Below are 19,312 nucleotides of genomic sequence, written 5' to 3'. Positions count from 1 at the left end.
GGGTTTCGTGTCCGATCCAGCTACATATCGCCCGGCAACCGGAACCATCCCGGTCGAACCCGGCGTGTACAAATTTCGTGATCCACATGGACGCGTGATCTATGTCGGCAAGGCCAAGAGTCTACGAAGCCGACTCAATTCGTACTTTGCCGACGTCGCGTCGCTTCATCCTCGTACCCGTCAGATGGTCACCACCGCGGCATCGGTCGAGTGGACCGTCGTCACCACCGAGGTCGAGGCCCTGCAGCTCGAATACAACTGGATCAAGGAGTTCGACCCCCGGTTCAACGTTCGGTACCGGGATGACAAGAGCTACCCGATGCTCGCGGTCACCATGAACGAGGAGTACCCGCGACTGTTCGTCTACCGCGGTCCGCGCCGCAAAGGCGTGCGGTACTTCGGTCCGTATGCGCACGCGTGGGCTATTCGTGAGACGTTGGATCTGCTACTGAGAGTTTTCCCGGCACGCACCTGTTCGGCCGGTGTTCTCAAGCGTCACAAGCAGATCGGTCGCCCCTGCCTTCTCGGATACATCGACAAGTGCTCGGCGCCGTGCACCGGCCGCGTGAACGCCGACGAACATCGACGGATAGTCGAGGACTTCTGCGACTTCCTGTCCGGTAAGACGGACAAGCTCGTTCGGCAGCTCGAGAAGAAGATGCAGGACGCGTCGGAGAATTTGGACTTCGAGACGGCCGCACGGTTGCGCGACGACGTCGGTGCGCTCAAGCGAGCGCTCGAGAAGCAAGCCGTGGTGCTCGGTGACGGCACCGATGCCGATCTCGTTGCGTTCGCCACCGATCCGCTCGAGGCAGCCGTCCAGGTGTTCCATGTCCGCGGTGGCCGTGTGCGGGGCCAGCGAGGATGGGTCGTCGAGAAAGCCGGTGAGGTCGTCGAGACACGGCGCGACGATCAGTCGGATCTACCGGCTCTCGTCGAGCAGTTCCTGACCCAGTTCTACGGGCAGGAGGCCGCGCTGTCCTCCCAGACGCCGGGAAACGAGGACGGCAGTTCCAATGCGGTGCCGAAGGAAGTGCTCGTGCCTGTGCTGCCGGCAAATGCCGACGAAGTCCAGCTGTGGCTTTCCGCGCTCCGCGGGTCGAACGTGCAGCTGCGGGTGCCGCAGCGTGGTGACAAGAAGGCGCTGGCCGAGACCGTCGAGCGCAACGCCAAAGAAGCTCTGCAGCAACACAAATTGAAAAGAGCCGGCGACTTCACCTCCAGGTCCGCGGCGCTGCAGGGAATCCAGGAAGCACTCGATCTCGACTCCGCGCCATTGCGCATCGAGTGCATCGACATCTCGCATGTTCAGGGGACCGACGTGGTCGCCTCGCTCGTGGTGTTCGAAGACGGCCTGCCACGCAAGAGCGACTATCGGCACTACGCCATCAAGGAGGCGGCCGGCGACGGTCACTCCGACGACGTCGCGAGTATCGCCGAGGTGACGCGTCGACGATTCCTTCGACACAGCTCGGATGCCGGCGTCGCCGACTCGGGTGGCGACCTGTCACCGGAAGCGTCGTTGGACCCGCAGACCGGTCGTCCTCGACGCTTCGCGTATCCGCCGAATCTGTTCGTCGTGGACGGCGGCGCACCTCAGGTGGCCGCTGCAGCCGAGGTGCTCGACGAGTTGGGTGTGACGGACGTAGCCGTCGTCGGGCTCGCGAAGCGATTGGAAGAGGTGTGGGTGCCCGGAGAATCCGATCCGGTCATCCTGCCGAGGACGAGCGAATCGCTGTACCTGCTGCAGCGAGTGCGCGACGAGGCTCACAGATTCGCCATCACGTTCCATCGCAGCAAGCGCTCACGCCGGATGACCGCATCGGCTCTCGATTCGGTCCGGGGACTGGGGGAGACCCGACGGACTGCCTTGGTGACCCACTTCGGGTCTGTGGCCAAGTTGAAACAGGCGACGATCACCGAGATCACCGAGGTTCCCGGGATCGGCGAGACCACTGCCAAAGCAGTGCTCGACGCGCTCGGTGCCGGTGACCCGGAAGCTGCGCAGAGGGTAGGTTTGGGCCCGGCGGTTCCGCAGGTGGGCAATGATGATGTCGCGCAGGTTCGGGGTCGGCCCGAGACAACTTCGACAGGGCAGGCGTTCACGTGAGCGAATCGGACAATATCGAGGTCGCCCTGGTCACGGGACTGTCGGGCGCTGGACTCCGTACGGCGGCCAAGGTTCTGGAAGATCTGGGCTGGTACGTCGCAGACAATCTGCCGCCCGAACTCATCTCCAAGATGATCGATCTCGGACTGGAGTCCGAGCCACGAATCGAGCGGCTGGCACTGGTCATGGACGTGCGTAGTCGGCTGTTCACCGGTGATCTCGGCTGGGTCGTGCGCGAGCTGGACACGAAGGGCGTGCGCAATCGGGTGCTGTTCCTCGACGCGACCGACGCCGTTCTGATTCAGCGCTTCGAGTCCAACCGTCGAAGTCATCCACTGCAGAATGATGGCCAGGACGGAACCCTGACCGAGGGAATTGCCGCGGAGCGGGAGCGTCTGGCACAGGTCAAGGCGGCCGCCGACGTGGTCATCGACACCACGTCCCTGTCGGTGCATCAGCTCCGGCGAAGGGTCGAGGCGTCGTTCGGAGGAACGGACGCCGCGATGATCGGTGTCACAGTGCAATCGTTCGGTTTCAAGTACGGCCTGCCGATCGATTCCGATCTCGTCTGTGACGTCCGATTCCTGCCGAACCCTCACTGGGTTCCCGAACTGCGCGAGCACACCGGACGGGAGGCCGCAGTTCGTGACTACGTACTCGGTCAGGCCGGCGCCCAGGACTACCTGGAGACTTATCACCACCTTCTGCAGCTGACGGTCGACGGATACCGCAGAGAGGGCAAGAGCTATATGACCGTGGCAGTCGGCTGTACCGGGGGAAAGCACCGAAGCGTGGCCATGACCGAAGCACTGGCAGCCATGCTCGATCGGCACGACGACCTGTCGGTGCGGGTCCTGCACCGAGATGTGGGCCGCGAATGACGAGATCCACACATACCGGGATGAAGGTTGTCGCACTGGGCGGCGGCCACGGTCTCTACGCGACGCTGAGCGCCGCGCGGATGCTCGCATCGGACGTGACCGCCGTCGTCACCGTGGCCGACGACGGCGGATCCTCGGGACGACTCCGAGCCGAACTCGGCATGCTTCCACCGGGTGACCTCCGAATGGCATTGGCGGCGTTGTCTTCGGAGGAGCCGCGGACCCGGATGTGGGCCGACGTGATGCAGCACCGATTCGGCGGGTCGGGCGCGCTGGCAGGCCATTCCGTCGGCAACTTGATCCTCGCTGGGCTCACCGAAGTGCTCGGGGACACGGTGCTGGCACTGGACGAAGCGGCACGGTTGCTCGGTATCGACGGGCGAGTGGTGCCGATGGCGCCCATACCGCTCGACATCGAGGCGGATGTGTCGGGACTGGAAGACGACCCGCGAGTCAGCCGTGTCATCCGCGGGCAGGTCGCGGTAGCGACGACTCCCGGAAAGGTCCGACGCGTCCGTTTGCTGCCTGCGGATCCACCTGCGACGCCGGAGGCACTGGCGGCAATCGCGGCTGCCGATCTCGTGGTCCTTGGACCTGGATCGTGGTTTTCGAGTGTGATTCCCCACGTTCTCGTTCCGGAGTTGCTCACCGCGCTCGATCGGTCCTCGGCGCAGAAGGTCCTGGTCCTCAATCTTGCTCCTGAGCTCGGCGAGACCACTGGATTCTCTGCGGAAAGACATCTGCACGTACTGTCCCAACACGCACCCGAATTCGGTGTCGACCATGTGGTGGTCGACTCGGCGTTCGTGCCCCCTGGCGGCGAACGCGAACATCTCGCGCGAGCGGCGGCACGCTTGGGAGCGCAGGTCGTCTACGTCGACGTCGCCGAACCGGGTACTCACGCTCATCATTTCGGAAAGTTGGCTGCGGCCCTCGGTAGCATCGTCTCCTCACAGGGAGACGCCGCGTCGAGTGTGCCGCGCAGAGAGGGGATCACTTCGTGGCCATGACAGCGGAGGTGAAGGACGAGCTCAGCAGGCTCGCCATCACTCAGGTGAGTTGTAGACGAGCCGAGGTCTCGGCTTTGCTGCGGTTTGCCGGTGGGCTTCACATCGTTGCCGGACGAGTCGTGGTGGAGGCAGAGGTCGACCTCGGTTCGATCGCTCGACGTCTACGCCGGGAGATATTCGACCTGTACGGGTACTCCTCCGACGTACACGTTCTCAGTGCAGGCGGGCTGCGCAAGAGTTCGCGGTACGTGGTGCGTGTCGCCAAGGACGGCGAGGCTCTAGCGCGGCAGACCGGGCTGCTCGACATGCGTGGGCGACCGGTCCGAGGTCTCCCGGCTCAGGTGGTCGGTGGAACGGTCGGCGACGCCGAGGCGGCGTGGCGTGGCGCCTTTCTGGCGCACGGATCGCTCACGGAGCCCGGTCGGTCCTCGGCACTCGAGATCAGCTGTCCTGGTCCGGAGGCTGCCCTGGCGCTCGTCGGTGCGGCTCGGCGTCTCGGGGTAGCGGCGAAGGCGCGCGAAGTGCGAGGAACGGATCGAGTGGTGGTGCGCGACGGTGAGGCAATCGGCGCACTGCTGACGCGGATGGGCGCGCAGGACACCCGGCTGGTGTGGGAGGAGCGCCGCATGCGACGAGAAGTCCGCGCGACCGCGAACCGGCTTGCCAACTTCGACGACGCCAATTTGCGGCGATCTGCGCGTGCCGCAGTCGCAGCAGCAGCACGGGTCGAACGGGCGCTGCTGATACTCGGAGACGACGTCCCCGATCATCTTGCCGCTGCAGGCTCGCTTCGAGTTCAGCACCGGCAGGCGTCCCTCGAAGAGCTCGGCCAACTTGCGGATCCCCCCATGACGAAGGATGCCGTCGCCGGACGTATCAGGCGGTTGTTGTCGATGGCGGACCGGAAAGCGAAGGACACGGGTATTCCGGACACGGAGTCGGCGGTCACCTCGGAGTTGCTCGACGAGGCCTGACCCAGGTTGCGGGTGACGCGCGCGCAACCGAAGCCTGACCACTAGGGTGGAAACCGCATGTGGGGATGTACCTACGTGCAGAACACGACAATTGGTTCAACAACTTAGGAGCGAACAGTGACGATCCGGGTAGGCGTGAACGGCTTCGGCCGCATCGGACGTAACTTCTTCAGGGCGGTCGATGCGCAGAAAGCACTGGGCACCACCGACATCGAGATCGTGGCTGTCAACGACCTGACCGACAACGCGACGCTCGCTCACCTGCTGAAGTACGACTCCATCCTCGGCCGTCTGCCGTACGAGGTCTCGCTCGACGGTGACGACACGATCGTCGTCGGGGATCAGCGCATCAAGGCCTTGGCGCACCGTGGACCGTTGAACGAGCTTCCGTGGGGCGAGCTGGGCGTCGACGTCGTCGTCGAGTCCACCGGTATCTTCACCGATGCGGCAAAGGCCAAGGGACACCTCGACGCCGGCGCCAAGAAGGTCATCATCTCGGCTCCGGCCAAGGGTGAGGACATCACCATCGTCATGGGCGTCAACGACGACAAGTACGACGGCAGCCAGAACATCATCTCCAACGCCTCGTGCACCACCAACTGCCTCGGCCCCATCGCCAAGGTGCTCGACGACGAGTTCGGCATCGTCAAGGGCCTCATGACGACGATCCACGCATACACGCAGGATCAGAACCTGCAGGACGGCCCGCACAGCGACCTCCGTCGTGCGCGTGCAGCTGCCCTCAACGTCGTGCCGACCGGAACGGGTGCAGCCAAGGCAATCGGCCTGGTTCTCCCGCAGCTGCTCGGCAAGCTCGACGGATACGCACTCCGGGTGCCGATCCCGACGGGTTCGGTTACCGACCTGACAGCGAACCTGAAGAAGTCCGCGTCTGTCGAAGAGATCAACGCTGCAATGAAGGCGGCTGCAGAAGGCCCGCTGAAGGGCATTCTGAAGTACACCGAGGATCCGATCGTGTCCTCGGACATCGTCACCGATCCGCACTCGTCGATCTTCGATGCAGGCCTCACCAAGGTCATCGACGACCAGGTCAAGATCGTGTCCTGGTACGACAACGAGTGGGGCTACTCCAACCGCCTCGCCGATCTCATCGGACTCGTCGGAAAGTCTCTCTGATCACATGGCAGTCAAGACTTTGCAGGACTTGATCGACGCAGGCGTATCCGGTCGCGCGGTGCTCGTGCGCTCGGACTTCAACGTACCGATCGAGAACGGTGTCATCACCGATCCCGGTCGGATCGTTGCGTCGCTCCCCACGCTGAACGCGTTGCTCGACGCGGGCGCCAAGCTGATCGTCACCGCACATCTGGGCCGTCCGGACGGCAAGCCGGATGCGAAGTACTCACTCGCCCCGGTGGCATCGAAGCTGGCCGAGCTACTCGGACGCCATGTTCAGTTGGCGGGCGATGTCGTCGGTCAGGATGCCCAGGCTCGCGCAGAAGGTCTCACCGACGGCGACGTGCTGCTGCTCGAGAACATCCGATTCGACCCTCGCGAAACCAGCAAGGACGAAACGGAACGAGCGAAGCTGGCAGCCGAGCTGGTCGCACTGACCGACGGTGAGGGCGCATTCGTGTCCGACGGCTTCGGCGTCGTCCATCGCAAGCAGGCGTCGGTGTACGACGTGGCGCAGTTGCTGCCGTCGTACGCGGGCGGCCTGGTGGCCACCGAGGTCGACGTGCTCGCCAAACTCACCGAGGACCCGGCACGGCCGTACGCAGTGGTTCTCGGTGGCTCGAAGGTGTCGGACAAGCTCGGCGTCATCGAGGCGCTGGCTCCGAAGGTCGACACCCTCGTGATCGGCGGCGGCATGGCCTTCACATTCCTTGCGGCGCAGGGCTACTCGGTCGGATCCTCGCTACTGCAGGAGGACCAGATCGACGTCTGCAAAGATCTGCTGGAGCGGTTCGGCGACGTCATCCACTTGCCGGTGGACATCGTCGTCGGCGACAAGTTCGCCGCGGACGCAGAAGCAAAGACGGTCGAAGCGTCGGGCATTCCCGACGGTTGGATGGGCCTGGACATCGGACCCGAATCGGTCCGCCGATTCAGTGTGGTGCTCTCCAACGCCAAGACGATCTTCTGGAACGGCCCAGCCGGCGTGTTCGAGTTCGAGAAGTTCGCAGCCGGAACCAAAGGCATCGCGGAGTCGATCGTCGGCGCAACGGCGAAGGGCGCCTTCAGTGTCGTCGGAGGTGGCGATTCCGCCGCAGCCGTCCGGGCGCTCGGACTGCCGGACGACGGTTTCTCGCACATCTCGACCGGAGGAGGCGCGTCGCTCGAGTACCTCGAGGGCAAGCAGCTTCCCGGTCTCGCGGCATTGGAAGGCTGAACCACCATGGCACGTAAGCCGCTCATCGCAGGCAACTGGAAGATGAATCTGAATCACCTCGAGGCAATTTCGCTGGTGCAGAAGATCGCCTTCTCGCTCCCGGCGAAGTACTTCGACAAGGTGGACGTGACGGTCATCCCGCCGTTCACCGATATCCGTAGCGTGCAGACGCTGATCGAGGGCGACAAGCTTCTGCTCACCTTCGGCGCGCAGGACGTGTCGGCCCACGATTCGGGCGCGTACACCGGCGAGATCAGCGGCGCGATGCTGGCCAAGCTCGGCTGCACCTTCGTCGTGGTCGGACACTCCGAGCGTCGTACGTTGCACAGCGAGGACGACGCGGCCGTACTGGCCAAGACCAAGGCTGCGTTGAAGCACGGGTTGACCCCCATCGTGTGCATCGGTGAGGGCCTCAACATCCGCGAGGCCGGTGAGCACGTGTCCTACAACGTGACGCAGCTCCGTGGATCGTTGGCAGGATTGTCCGCCGATGAGATCTCGAAGGTCGTCATTGCGTACGAACCCGTGTGGGCAATCGGCACTGGACGGGTCGCAAGCGCGTCGGACGCACAAGAAGTGTGCTCGGCGATTCGTGAAGAACTGAAGACCCTCGCCTCCGCTGAGGTCGCCGCGGGTGTTCGTGTTCTCTACGGCGGCTCGGTCAACGCCAAGAACGTCGGAGAAATCGTCGGCCAGCCGGACGTCGACGGTGCCCTTGTCGGTGGCGCCTCGCTCAAGGCGGACGAGTTCGCCACGCTGTCGGCTATCGCCGCCGGTGGGCCACTGCCCTGATCGGTAGAAGCCGGAAGTAGCTCGACGCTGCCGTGTCGCGTGCCCGTGTGGGGCGTGGCACGGCAGCGTGCGCCCGGCAGGTAAGCTGTGATGGGTTGTGAGCTGAATCGATGTGAGGCGGATATGGATCTGTTCCTGGATATTTTGCTGGTTGTCACCAGCCTGACGCTCATTCTGCTGGTGCTGCTGCACCGGGGTAAGGGCGGCGGCCTGTCCAGTCTGTTCGGTGGTGGTGTTCAGTCTTCGCTGTCGAGCTCTACCGTCGTCGAGAAGAACCTCGATCGGTTGACGATCTTCACAGGCATCGTCTGGCTCATCGCGATTCTCGGAATCGGTCTCGAGATCAAGTTCTCCTGACCTCTCTCGGACTGCGTCCGAGGTTCGCGTGCACGATAATCGTTTCATGAGCGAAACCCATTTCGAGTCGTCCGGATCTCCGGCGTTCGTCACCCCAACGGCACACGGCCGCGAGTTGACCGAACCGCTACGGGAAGACATCCGCTATCTCGGCGGAATTCTCGGCGAGATCATTCGCGAACACGAGGGCGACGAAGTCTTCGAACTGGTCGAACGTGCTCGTGTCGAATCGTTCGCGGTTCGTCGTTCCGAGGTCGGACGTCACGATTCCCTCGGCATCTATTCCAATGTCGAAGTAGCTCGCGCCATCCCGCTGATTCGGGCCTTCAGCCATTTTTCCCTCCTCGCAAATCTTGCCGAGGATCTACACCGCGAGCGTCGTCGCGCCATCCACCTCGACCGCGAGGATCCGCCGCAGGACAGCAGTCTCGACGCCACGTGGAACAAGCTCGATGCCGCGAATCTGACCAGGACTCAGGTCGCCGAAGCGCTGACCGATTCGCTTGTCGCGCCGGTGATCACAGCGCACCCGACCGAAACTCGCCGTCGCACGGTGTTCGATGTGCAGTCCAAGATCACCGAACTCATGCGCAGGCGCGAGGGTGCAACCTCAACGCACTCGGCAGGCGGTCCTCGGGCCTCGAAAGAGCTTGCCGTCATCGATGCGTCGATTCGCCGTCAGGTGTTGACGTTGTGGGAGACCGCGTTGATCAGGCTCTCGCGCCTCCGTATTCAGGACGAGATCGAGGTCGGACTCCGCTATTTCGAGACCTCGCTGTTCGATGTCATTCCGGCACTCAACGCCGATGTCAGGGAGGCGCTGAGGCAGCGATGGCCGGAGGACGATCTCCTTCCGCGGCCGATCCTGCGGCCCGGCTCGTGGATCGGTGGTGACCGCGACGGCAACCCCAACGTCACCGCCGACGTTGTACACACTGCAACCCATCAGGCAGGCTTCGCCGCCTTCTCGCGCTATCTCGATGAATTGGTCGCGCTGGAGAAAGAACTGTCGATGTCTGCTCGTCTGGTATCGGTCACCGACGAATTGGCAACTCTCGCAGCAAAATCGGGCGATCCAGAGGATCAGCGCAACGACGAGCCGTATCGGGTGGCTGTGCGCGGTATTCGTGCCAGGCTCACCGCGACGGCGGTGAAGGTCCTCGATTCGGTGCCCGTCGCGGGACTGGACCTGGGCTCGACTCCCTACGCCACGCCCCAGGACGTGCTCGATGATCTCGACACGATCGACCGTGCGTTGCGTGCCGACGGTGACGCGCTGATCGCCGACGACCGGCTTCAGTCGCTTCGCCGATCGGTGGAAACGTTCGGATTCCACCTGCAGGCCTTGGACATGCGACAGAACTCGGAAACACACGAGGAAGTGGTAGCGGAGCTGCTGGCGTGGGCGGGCGTGCACCCCGACTATCTGTCGTTGGAGGAGGATGAGCGTGTCGCTGTCCTCTCCCGTGAACTCACGACGCGTCGACCGCTCGTCGGCCCGACCGCGGAGCTGAGCGAACTCGCTGCCAAGGAACTGGGCATCGTGCGCGCAGCGAAGGTGGCGATCGACCACCTGGGACCCGACACGATTCAGAACTACATCATCAGTATGTGCCAGTCGGTGAGTGACATGCTCGAGGCCGCGTTGCTGCTCAAAGAAGCGGGAATTTTCGATCCCGGTGCCGATGGAACGGCACCCACGTCGACGGTCGGCGTCGTCCCACTCTTCGAAACCATCGAGGATCTACAGCAAGGTGCCGCCACTCTCGTGGCCACGCTCGATGTTCCCGTCTACCGTGCGTTGGTCGCAGGCCGCGGCATGAACCAGGAAGTCATGCTCGGCTATTCCGATTCCAACAAGGACGGAGGCTACCTCGCGGCGAACTGGGCACTCTATCGTGCCGAACTCGACCTACTGGAGGCTTCCCGCAAGACCGGAATCAGGTTGCGGCTTTTCCATGGTCGCGGCGGTACGGTCGGTCGCGGCGGTGGACCGAGTTACGACGCCATCCTCGCGCAGCCTCCTGGCGTCGTGCAAGGTTCGCTTCGGCTCACCGAGCAGGGTGAGATCATCGCGGCCAAGTACGCCGAGCCGTCGATGGCCCGTCGAAACCTGGAATCGCTCGTCGCGGGCACTCTGGAGTCGACACTTCTGGACGTCGAGGGACTCGGTGACGGAGCCGAACCTGCCTACGAGGTCTTGGACGACCTTGCGGCCAAAGCACGTGCGGCATATGGCCGTCTGGTTCACGAGGAGCCCGGTTTCGTCGAGTACTTCCGCACGTCCACTCCTGTCGCCGAGGTGGGGGAGTTGAACATCGGAAGCAGGCCCGCCTCGCGCAAGCCGACGAATTCGGTCTACGATCTTCGCGCTATTCCGTGGGTGATGTCGTGGAGTCAGTGCCGCGTGATGCTGCCTGGCTGGTACGGCACCGGATCTGCGTTCGCGGAGTGGGTCGATGGCGACGACGCCAAGTTGGCCGTGTTGACCGACCTGTATCGGAAGTGGCCGTTCTTCCAGACTGTGCTGTCCAATCTCGCGCAGGTGATGGCGAAGTCGGATCTCGGAATCGCTGCTCGGTACGCCGAACTCGTTCCGGACGAGGAGCTGCGCCGTCGAATCTTCGGAATGATCGAGGCCGAACACGCCAGGACCATCGACATGTACCTGAAGATCACCGGGTACTCCCGGCTGCTCGAGGACAACTCCTCGCTCGAACGATCCGTCCACAACAGGTTCCCGTACCTCGAGCCGCTCAATCAGATGCAGGTCGAGATGCTTCGGCGCTACCGCGCAGGCGACGACGACGAGCGCGTCAAGCGTGGAATTCTGCTCACGATGAACGGCCTTGCGACGGCGCTGCGAAACAGCGGCTAGGGCGACTCTCCGGGTAGGTGGAACCGGACGGTGCCCGGTCGCGTCCAAAGAAGTATGAGGCAATGCAGCAACAGCGCAGAGGGATGGCGCGACGGAACCGCCTACCGCGTGCAGGGTAGGCGGTTCGTCAGGTCGAACACCGCGCACGAAGAATGCTGCGATGGCGAGGACGCAGAACAGCAGAGAAAAGACACCGACGGCGCGGAACCCAGCTAGCGGAGTACTACTGCTTGTCGAGTTCCGATGCAGCGGCTGTGTCCAAGAACCACACTGTCGATTCGGACCCGGCAGCGCCGGCCGACGGAACGTCATCCGAATCAGCGCCACCTACCGCTGCGGCAACGGCCTCGGCTTTGTTCGCTCCCGACACCAGTAACCACACGTGTTGGGCCCGGCGCACGGCGGGGAGCGTCAACGTGATTCGAACCGGAGGTGGCTTGGGGGAGTCCTCGACCGCGACCACGTATCGGTGCTGCTCACGCACTGCATCCGTATGTGGGAACAACGAATTGATGTGGCCTTCACCGCCCATTCCGAGGAGGTGGATGTCGAACGCGGGCGTGTGCTCGCCGCCAGAACGTGCCCCAAGGATCTGTGCGTACGCCGCCGCAGCCACCTCAGGATCACTTCCGTGCGGGCCATCGGACGCGGCCATCCGAAAGACACGATCCGGATGCACGTCGACGTGATCGAGCAGCGCCTTCGACGCTTGGACCTCGTTGCGCTCGGGATCACCCGAGGGCAGGAAGCGTTCGTCGCCGAAGTAGATATCGACGTTGCCCCAGTCGATGGCTCCCGAGTCCGCGCAAAGAGCGTCCAACAGCGCTATTCCGGTTCCACCACCGGTGAGCACGACGGACGCCGAACCACGCTCGGCCTGGGCCGCCGTCACAACATCTACGAATCGAGCTCGAGCAGCGTCGACCAACGCCTGCGCGTCCAGAAACTGAAGAACCGATGTCTTACTCATAGCTCACTTTCGACAGTCCGTTCAGTGCCAGCTCGTAGATCTCGTCCGTGTCGAGACGACGCAACTCCTCGGCGAGGCATTCACGCGTCTCACGCCGCGCCAGAGCTACTTCGGCGTCCGGTTGACCGGTACGACGCAGCGTCGCGGTCTTACCGGTCTGTGGACGAGTGATCGAGATACTCGTGGTTTCGCGCTGCAGTTCCACCCGAAGTTCGCCGGTTCGACGATGGACTTCGATTCCGAGCTTCGCTGCAAGCCAACCGGCGAGGATGTCCAGAGCTGGCTCCTCGCTGAGGCCGGATACCGTTGCGGACACGACCTTCTCGTGCGGAGCCTGATCGAGCGCGGTCGCCAGAAGACCGCGCCAGTACGTGATTCGGCTCCACGATAGGTCGGTGTCGCCGTCGTTGTAGCTCGACAGGCGACCCTTGATTGCCGCAGTGGTATCCGGCGCGTTCGTCGCATCGGTGATACGACGAATGGCGAGGCGTCCCAATGGGTCCTTGGCTGGAACCGCGGGGGCCTCGTCCGGCCACCACGCAACGATGGGGGTATCCGGCAGAAGAAATGGAATCACGACACTGTGTTCGTGATTTGCCAGCTCGCCGTTGAGGCGCAGTACCACAACCTCGGATGCACCCGCGTCGCCGCCGACTCGAATCTGCGCATCGAGACTGGACTCTGCGGACCTGTCACCGTGCATCAGCACGATGACCCTGCAGGGGTGTTCGCGACTTGCCTCGTTCGCCGCAGCGATGGCGCGTTCCGCCTTGCCCGAATCTCGGCTGGCCACGATGAGCGTGAGGACGCGCCCGATGGTGACGGCACCCCCGGACTCGCGCAGTTCGACCAGCTGTTTGCCGACCTCGGCCGTCGTGGTGGCGGGAATGTCGACAATCACGGCCTTCTCCATTCTCGTCCGGTGCGTTCCATCATTTCGTCGCCCGACGACGGACCCCATGTTCCGGCCTCGTAGGGCTCGGCGGTCCCGCCCGAAGCCCAGAATTCGAGGATCGGGTCAAGGATCTTCCACGACAGCTCGACCTCGGCGTTGACCGGGAACAGTGATGGTTCACCGAGCAGGACGTCGAGGATCAAGCGTTCGTAGGCCTCGGGCGAGGATTCGGTGAACGCTTGTCCGTAGCTGAAGTCCATGCTGACGTCACGCACCTGCATGCTCGAGCCCGGCACCTTGGAACCGAACCGCATGGTGACGCCCTCGTCGGGCTGAACCCTGATGACGAGAGCGTTCTGGCCCAGTTCCTCGGTCATCGTGGCGTCGAACGGCAGGTGCGGTGCCCGCTTGAAGACCATGGCGATTTCGGTGACACGACGCCCGAGCGCCTTGCCTGTCCGGAGGTAGAACGGCACCCCGCCCCACCGGCGAGTGTCCACCTCGAGCGTGATGGCCGCATAGGTCTCGGTGTTGGACTCGGAGTCGAATCCTTCTTCCTCCTTGAGCCCCTTCACCTTCTGGCTTCCCTGCCAACCGGCTGCGTATTGACCGCGCGCTGACGTCTGATCCAACGGTTCGGCCAGTTTGGTGGCCGAGAGAACCTTGATCTTCTCCGACTGAAGCTCGGACGGGCTGAAGCTGACGGGTTCTTCCATCGCGGTAATCGCCAGAAGCTGCAACAGGTGATTCTGGATGACGTCGCGTGCGGCGCCGATGCCGTCGTAATAGCCTGCACGACCGCCCAATCCGATGTCCTCGGCCATCGTGATCTGCACATGGTCGACGTAGTGAGCGTTCCAGATCGGATCGAAGAGCTGATTGGCGAACCGCAACGCCAGGATGTTCTGAACGGTCTCTTTGCCGAGGTAGTGGTCGATCCGGAACACCCGGTCCTCCGGGAACACCCGGTTCACCACGGCATTGAGTTCCTTGGCGCTGGCCAGGTCATGGCCGAATGGCTTCTCGATCACCACGCGTCGCCACTTGTCGTCTACACTCTGCGCCAGTCCGGAACGTGAAAGCTGTTCCAGCACAACAGGAAAAGCGCCAGGCGGAATGGACAAATAGAATGCGTGATTGCCGCCGGTGCCGCGGGTGGAGTCCAGCTCGGCGAGCGTGGCGGCGAGCGTGTCGAAGGCGGCATCATCGTCGAACGATCCCTGTACGAACCGGAATCCCTCGGCGAGGGTGTCCCACACTTCTTCACTGAAGGGGGTACGCGCGTGATCCCGCACCGAATCGTGCACGATCTTGGCGAAATCCTGATCTGCCCACTCCCGACGGGCGAATCCGACCAGGGCGAAACCGGGGGGTAGAAGCCCCCGGTTCGCCAGGTCGTACACCGCAGGCATGAGCTTCTTTCGTGCCAGATCGCCTGTGACACCGAAAATCACCAGACTGCAAGGTCCGGCAATTCGAGGTAGACGCTTGTCACGAGGGTCGCGGAGCGGGTTGTGCCACTCCGCCTGATCCTTGAGGTTCGAGTCTGCGGCGTTCACGTATCAGCTTTTCTGGCCCGCTTGACGAAGCTGCTCGCCAGTGGCCTCCAGCAGTTCGCTCCACGATGCCTCGAACTTCTCGACGCCCTCGTTCTCGAGAGTGAGGAAGACATCGGTGATGTCGATGCCGATCGCCGAGAGCTTGTCGAAGACTTCCTGGGACTCGACGCCCTTGCCCGAGATGGTGTCGCCGGTCACGTCGCCGTGGTCGGCGACGGCGTCGAGTGTCTTTTCCGGCATCGTGTTGACGGTGTTGGGGGACACCAGCTCGGTGACGTACAGCGTGTCCGGGTACGCCGGGTTCTTCACGCCCGTCGATGCCCAGAGCGGACGCTGGGGGCGTCCACCGGAGCCGGCGAGTTCGTGGAAGCGGGGCCCGACCTCGAATGTCTGCTGGTAGGCCACGTACGCCAGCCGTGCGTTGGCCAGTGCGGCCTTGCCCTTGAGTGCTTCGGCGTCGGGGGTGCCGATCTTGTCGAGCCGTGCGTCGATTTCAGTGTCGACACGCGAGACGAAGAACGACGCGACGGAGTGAATCTTGTCGAGGTCGTGCCCGGCTGCCCGAGCAGCTTCGAGACCGTCCAGGTACGCGCCGATGACGGCCTCGTAGCGCTCGACGGAGAAGATCAATGTGACGTTGACGCTGATGCCCTCGCCGATGACCTTCGCGATGGCCGGGATGCCCGCCTCGGTGGCCGGGATCTTGATCAGCACGTTGGGACGGTCGACGATCTTCCACAGTTCGATTGCCTGAGCGATCGTCTTTTCGGTGTCGTGAGCCAGACGCGGATCGACCTCGATCGAGACGCGGCCGTCGACACCTGCCGACGACTGGAAGACCGGAGTGAAGATGTCGCACGCGTTGCGTACGTCGTCGGTCGTGACGGTCCGGATCGTGGCGTCCACGTCAGCGCCGCGCTCGGCCAACTCGTTGACCTGCGCGTCGTAGGCATCGCCCTTGCTGAGTGCTGCCTGGAAGATCGACGGGTTCGTCGTGACGCCGACGACGCTCTTGGTGTCGATCAGTTCTTGCAGGTTGCCGGAGGAGATGCGGTCGCGAGAAAGATCGTCGAGCCAGACGGATACGCCTGCTGCGGACAGATCTGCAAGGTTCTTGTTCTGGGTCATTCGGGGTTATCCCTTCACATTGGTGATCGAGCGCTGCGCGGCCGCGGTCACGGCCTCGGCAGTGAATCCGAACTCACGGAAGAGCGTCTTGGCATCTGCGGATTCGCCGTAGTGCTCGAGGGAGATGATCTCGCCGAAGCCGCCGACGATCTTCCACCACGGCATCGCGATGCCGGCTTCGATCGACACACGAGCCTTGACGGTCGGCGGGATGACCTGGTCGCGGTAGTTCTGATCCTGGCTTTCGAACCATTCCACGCACGGCATCGAGACGACACGCGCAGCAATTCCCTGTGCCTCGAGCTGCTTCTGCGCGTCGACGGCGTACTGCAATTCGGACCCGGTGCCGATGAGCACGACATCGGGCGCCGCCTTGGAGGACTCGGAGAGGATGTAGCCACCCTTCGACACACCCTCGTAGCTCGTTCCCTCCAGAATGGGGATGCCCTGACGCGTCAGGGCCAAACCGACAGGACCGCTGCTGCTGGATCGGGCAAGAACCGACTGCCACGCGTACGCGGTCTCGTTGGCGTCACCCGGGCGAACCACCGACAGATTCGGGATGGCGCGCAGCGCGGCGAGGTGCTCGACCGGCTGGTGCGTCGGACCGTCCTCACCGAGTCCGATGGAGTCGTGAGTCCAGACGTAGATGGGATCGATGTCCATCAACGACGCCAGCCGAACTGCCGGACGCATGTAGTCGCTGAACTGCATGAACGTGCCGCCGTAGGCGCGGGTGGGTCCGTGCATGACAATGCCGGACAGGATCGCGCCCATCGCGTGCTCGCGGATGCCGAAGTGCAGCGTGCGACCGTAGGGCTCGGCATCCCAGTCGTCGGTCGAGATCGATGTGGGACCGAACGACTTGGCGCCCTTGATCGTGGTGTTGTTGCTACCGGCGAGGTCGGCGGATCCGCCCCACAGCTCGGGCAGTACGGGTCCGACGGCATTGAGGACCTCACCGGACGCCGCGCGGGTTGCGATGGCTTTGCTGCCTGGTTCCCAGGTCGGGAGGACGTCGGTCCAGCCCTCGGGAAGATCTCCGGCGGTCAGTCGATCGAGAAGCTGCTTGCGCTCGGGCTCGCGTGCGGCCCAAGCGTCGAATTCGGTGTTCCACTCTGCGTGTGCCTTGCGTCCACGCTCGGTAAGCGCCCGGGTGTGCGCAATGACCTCGTCGGTGACTTCGAACTTCTTCTCCGGGTCGAATCCGAGGGCCTTCTTGACCTTCTCGATCTCCTCGTCGCCGAGTGCGGCGCCGTGTACTGCACCGGTGTTCATCATGGTCGGTGCAGGGAACCCGATGATGGTGCGCAGAACGATGATCGACGGCTTGTCGGTGACGGCCTTGGCTGCCTCGATGGCTGCCTCGATCGCGGTGACGTTCTCCCCGCCCTCGACTACCTGAACGTGCCAGCCGTACGCCTCGTAGCGAGCGGCCGTGTTCTCCGACAGTGCGATGTCGGTCGAGTGCTCGATCGAGATCTTGTTGTCGTCGTAGAACAGGATCAGGTTGCCGAGCTGCTGCGTTCCGGCCAGAGACGACGCCTCGGAAGTGATGCCCTCTTCGATGTCGCCATCCGATGCGATGACATAGATGAAGTGGTCGAACGGGCTGTCTCCGAGTGCGGGCTCGGGATCGAACAGTCCACGCTCACGGCGCGATGCCATCGCCATGCCGACTGCCGAGGCCAATCCCTGGCCGAGAGGGCCGGTGGTGATCTCGACGCCGTCTGTGTGGCGGAACTCGGGGTGGCCGGGAGTCTTCGACTTGTAGGTGCGCAGCGACTCGATGTCGATCAGTTCGAGTCCGAAGCCGCCCAAGTACAACTGCAGGTACAGGGTCAGGCTCGAGTGACCGCACGAGAGAACGAAGCGGTCGCGACCGATCCAGGTGGTGTCGGTCGGATCGTGACGCATCGTGCGCTGAAAGAGTGTGTAGGCGAGCGGTGCCAGGCTCATTGCAGTGCCGGGGTGACCGTTGCCGACCTTCTGTACCGCATCCGCAGCGAGGACTCTGACGGTGTCGACCGCCCTGGTGTCCAGGTCCGTCCAGTCGCTGGGGTGGTGCGCCGTGGTGAGGACGTCAATATCGTCTGTGATCGACACGAGCAGAGATCTCCTGACATTGGTACGAGTGTGGCCGTAACGCGACCGATCGCGATGTAGATCTTTCGCGTCCGCTACCAGCCTAGTTCCGCGCGCGCTTGCTGTCGTGCCATCCCCCTATCAGGCGCCTGCAACGCGGTTTGGGTGCCCTGAGAATTGGAGACGGGGTGCTCGACGTCTACCATCGCCTGTAGTAGTGCGCGCCGCACCGATCGACGGTGGAGGAGTGCGCGCTGAAGATCATGTGTGTTTCGAGCCCGTGCAAGGAGACGTAGTGCGAATTGGGCAGCAGCCGGGCGGCCACGGATTCGCAGGCGGCTCTGGTCATCCCGACGACCACGAGGTCGAGGACTTCGGCGACGAGGGCGCGCAGGTGAAGTCTGCGCCTCGTCGGGCGCTGGCCCTGATCATGGCCTATGTCGCGTTGACCAAGCCGCGAGTCATCGAACTTCTGCTCGTCACGACCATCCCGGCGATGCTGTTGGCCGATCGCGGTCAGGTGCAGCCCGGTCTCATCCTCACGACGCTGTTCGGCGGCATGCTCGCTGCGGCAAGCGCGAATTGCCTCAACATGGTCGCGGACGCAGACATCGACAAGGTGATGGCGCGCACCGCGAAGCGACCGCTCGCACGCGGCGCGATGCCCGTCTCGCACGCGTTCGTGTTCGGTGTGACGCTTGGCGTCGTGTCGTTCTTCTGGCTGTGGACCACCACGAACCTGCTGAGTGGAATCCTCGCCGTCGTCACCATCTGCTTCTACATTTTCGTCTACACGCTCGTTCTCAAGCGTCGAACGTCGCAGAACGTGGTGTGGGGCGGTGCGGCCGGCTGCATGCCGGTGATGATCGGCTGGTCCGCGGTGACCGGGACGATCGGCTGGCAGGCCGTGGTGATGTTCATGGTCATCTTCCTGTGGACCCCACCTCATACCTGGGCTCTCATGCTCCGGTACAAGGAGGACTACCAGGCGGCGAATGTGCCGATGCTGCCCGCGGTGGCGTCAGAGACCAAGGTCACCAAGCACATCGTGGTGTACGCATGGGCCACGGTCGCCGCCACTCTTGCACTGGCTCCTGGATCGGGTGTGATCTACGCCGTCGTGGCACTGGCGTCTGGAATCTGGTTCCTCGTCGTGGCGCATCGACTCTATGCGGGGGTGCGGGCCGGGACCCCGGTCAAACCCCTCAAGCTGTTCATTCTGTCCAACGAATACCTGGCGCTGGTGTTCTGCGGTCTTGCGGTCGATTCCGTCCTCGGCTGGGATACCCTCGCTCAGCTACTGACCTGAGGCCGGTACCT

Annotated in this window: 15 protein-coding genes; 10 read left to right on the top strand and 5 right to left on the bottom strand. The window is 63.5% G+C overall.

Going from position 1 to position 19,312, the window contains the following annotated elements; translation table 11 throughout:
- Positions 1 to 7 precede the first annotated feature (7 nt).
- The 9 genes from uvrC to ppc all read left to right on the top strand — a co-directional run bounded on the left by uvrC (position 8) and on the right by ppc (position 11,355).
- Positions 8 to 2,110 (top strand): excinuclease ABC subunit UvrC, encoded by a 2,103-nt coding sequence (gene uvrC / locus ACODSO_RS08840; protein ID WP_489036500.1) that lies wholly within the window; start codon positions 8 to 10, stop codon positions 2,108 to 2,110.
- Positions 2,107 to 2,991 (top strand): RNase adapter RapZ, encoded by an 885-nt coding sequence (gene rapZ / locus ACODSO_RS08835; protein ID WP_489036499.1) that lies wholly within the window; start codon positions 2,107 to 2,109, stop codon positions 2,989 to 2,991. Before uvrC ends, rapZ begins: the two co-directional genes overlap by 4 nt.
- The gene (locus tag ACODSO_RS08830; RefSeq protein WP_489036497.1) at positions 2,988 to 4,001 is read left to right on the top strand and encodes a gluconeogenesis factor YvcK family protein; all 1,014 of its coding nucleotides are present in this window, start codon (positions 2,988 to 2,990) and stop codon (positions 3,999 to 4,001) included. Before rapZ ends, ACODSO_RS08830 begins: the two co-directional genes overlap by 4 nt.
- Positions 3,992 to 4,975, top strand: a complete 984-nt coding sequence (whiA, locus tag ACODSO_RS08825; RefSeq protein WP_068368485.1) for a DNA-binding protein WhiA — start codon at positions 3,992 to 3,994, stop codon at positions 4,973 to 4,975. The genes ACODSO_RS08830 and whiA overlap by 10 nt, the downstream gene beginning before the upstream one ends.
- Positions 4,976 to 5,092: 117 nt before the next feature.
- A complete protein-coding gene (gene gap, locus ACODSO_RS08820) occupies positions 5,093 to 6,112 on the top strand; it encodes a type I glyceraldehyde-3-phosphate dehydrogenase (protein WP_068368482.1) in 1,020 nt (339 codons plus the stop codon).
- A 4-nt stretch (positions 6,113 to 6,116) separates the two neighbouring features.
- A complete protein-coding gene (locus ACODSO_RS08815; RefSeq protein WP_489036494.1) occupies positions 6,117 to 7,328 on the top strand; it encodes a phosphoglycerate kinase in 1,212 nt (403 codons plus the stop codon).
- A gap of 6 nt (positions 7,329 to 7,334) precedes the next feature.
- Positions 7,335 to 8,120 (top strand): triose-phosphate isomerase, encoded by a 786-nt coding sequence (gene tpiA, locus ACODSO_RS08810; RefSeq protein ID WP_068368476.1) that lies wholly within the window; start codon positions 7,335 to 7,337, stop codon positions 8,118 to 8,120.
- Positions 8,121 to 8,243: 123 nt separating this feature from the next.
- Positions 8,244 to 8,477: a preprotein translocase subunit SecG gene (gene secG / locus ACODSO_RS08805; protein ID WP_068368472.1), complete on the top strand. Its 234-nt coding sequence runs from the start codon at positions 8,244 to 8,246 to the stop codon at positions 8,475 to 8,477.
- Between the two features lie 46 nt (positions 8,478 to 8,523).
- Complete coding sequence (gene ppc / locus ACODSO_RS08800) at positions 8,524 to 11,355, top strand: phosphoenolpyruvate carboxylase (RefSeq protein ID WP_489036492.1); 2,832 nt, start codon at positions 8,524 to 8,526, stop codon at positions 11,353 to 11,355.
- A gap of 223 nt (positions 11,356 to 11,578) precedes the next feature.
- On the opposite strand, the gene pgl is transcribed toward ppc, so the two are convergent.
- Genes pgl through tkt form a run of 5 tightly spaced genes read right to left on the bottom strand, consistent with a single transcriptional unit; the run spans position 11,579 to position 18,013 of the window.
- The gene (gene pgl, locus ACODSO_RS08795) at positions 11,579 to 12,325 is read right to left on the bottom strand and encodes a 6-phosphogluconolactonase (protein ID WP_489036490.1); all 747 of its coding nucleotides are present in this window, start codon (positions 12,323 to 12,325) and stop codon (positions 11,579 to 11,581) included.
- Entirely contained in the window at positions 12,318 to 13,226 is a 909-nt protein-coding gene (opcA, locus tag ACODSO_RS08790) for a glucose-6-phosphate dehydrogenase assembly protein OpcA (RefSeq protein ID WP_489036488.1), read from the bottom strand. Before opcA ends, pgl begins: the two co-directional genes overlap by 8 nt.
- A complete protein-coding gene (gene zwf / locus ACODSO_RS08785) occupies positions 13,223 to 14,779 on the bottom strand; it encodes a glucose-6-phosphate dehydrogenase (protein WP_489036487.1) in 1,557 nt (518 codons plus the stop codon). The genes opcA and zwf overlap by 4 nt, the downstream gene beginning before the upstream one ends.
- 3 nt (positions 14,780 to 14,782) lie before the next feature.
- Positions 14,783 to 15,907 carry a transaldolase gene (tal, locus tag ACODSO_RS08780; RefSeq protein ID WP_489036485.1) on the bottom strand — a complete coding sequence of 375 codons (1,125 nt, stop codon included), beginning with the start codon at positions 15,905 to 15,907 and terminating at the stop codon, positions 14,783 to 14,785.
- 6 nt (positions 15,908 to 15,913) lie between these two features.
- Positions 15,914 to 18,013 (bottom strand): transketolase, encoded by a 2,100-nt coding sequence (gene tkt / locus ACODSO_RS08775; protein WP_489036483.1) that lies wholly within the window; start codon positions 18,011 to 18,013, stop codon positions 15,914 to 15,916.
- 274 nt (positions 18,014 to 18,287) lie between these two features.
- Here tkt and ACODSO_RS08770 point away from each other — a divergent pair, with 274 nt between their 5' ends.
- Complete coding sequence (locus ACODSO_RS08770; protein ID WP_489036482.1) at positions 18,288 to 19,301, top strand: heme o synthase; 1,014 nt, start codon at positions 18,288 to 18,290, stop codon at positions 19,299 to 19,301.
- Positions 19,302 to 19,312: the final 11 nt, after the last annotated feature.

Source organism: Rhodococcus sp. FG69, from assembly GCF_057808915.1.
This window is presented reverse-complemented; position numbering and strand designations above follow the sequence as displayed.

Bases quoted from the DNA above. Each gene is read 5' to 3' on its own strand.
- tpiA (WP_068368476.1), top strand. From the start codon at position 7,335: ATGGCACGTAAGCCGCTCATCGCAGGCAACTGGAAGATGAATCTGAAT.
- tal (WP_489036485.1), bottom strand. From the start codon at position 15,907: ATGACCCAGAACAAGAACCTTGCAGATCTGTCCGCAGCAGGCGTATCC.
- ppc (WP_489036492.1), top strand. From the start codon at position 8,524: ATGAGCGAAACCCATTTCGAGTCGTCCGGATCTCCGGCGTTCGTCACC.
- pgl (WP_489036490.1), bottom strand. From the start codon at position 12,325: ATGAGTAAGACATCGGTTCTTCAGTTTCTGGACGCGCAGGCGTTGGTC.
- secG (WP_068368472.1), top strand. From the start codon at position 8,244: ATGGATCTGTTCCTGGATATTTTGCTGGTTGTCACCAGCCTGACGCTC.
- ACODSO_RS08830 (WP_489036497.1), top strand. From the start codon at position 2,988: ATGACGAGATCCACACATACCGGGATGAAGGTTGTCGCACTGGGCGGC.
- ACODSO_RS08815 (WP_489036494.1), top strand. From the start codon at position 6,117: ATGGCAGTCAAGACTTTGCAGGACTTGATCGACGCAGGCGTATCCGGT.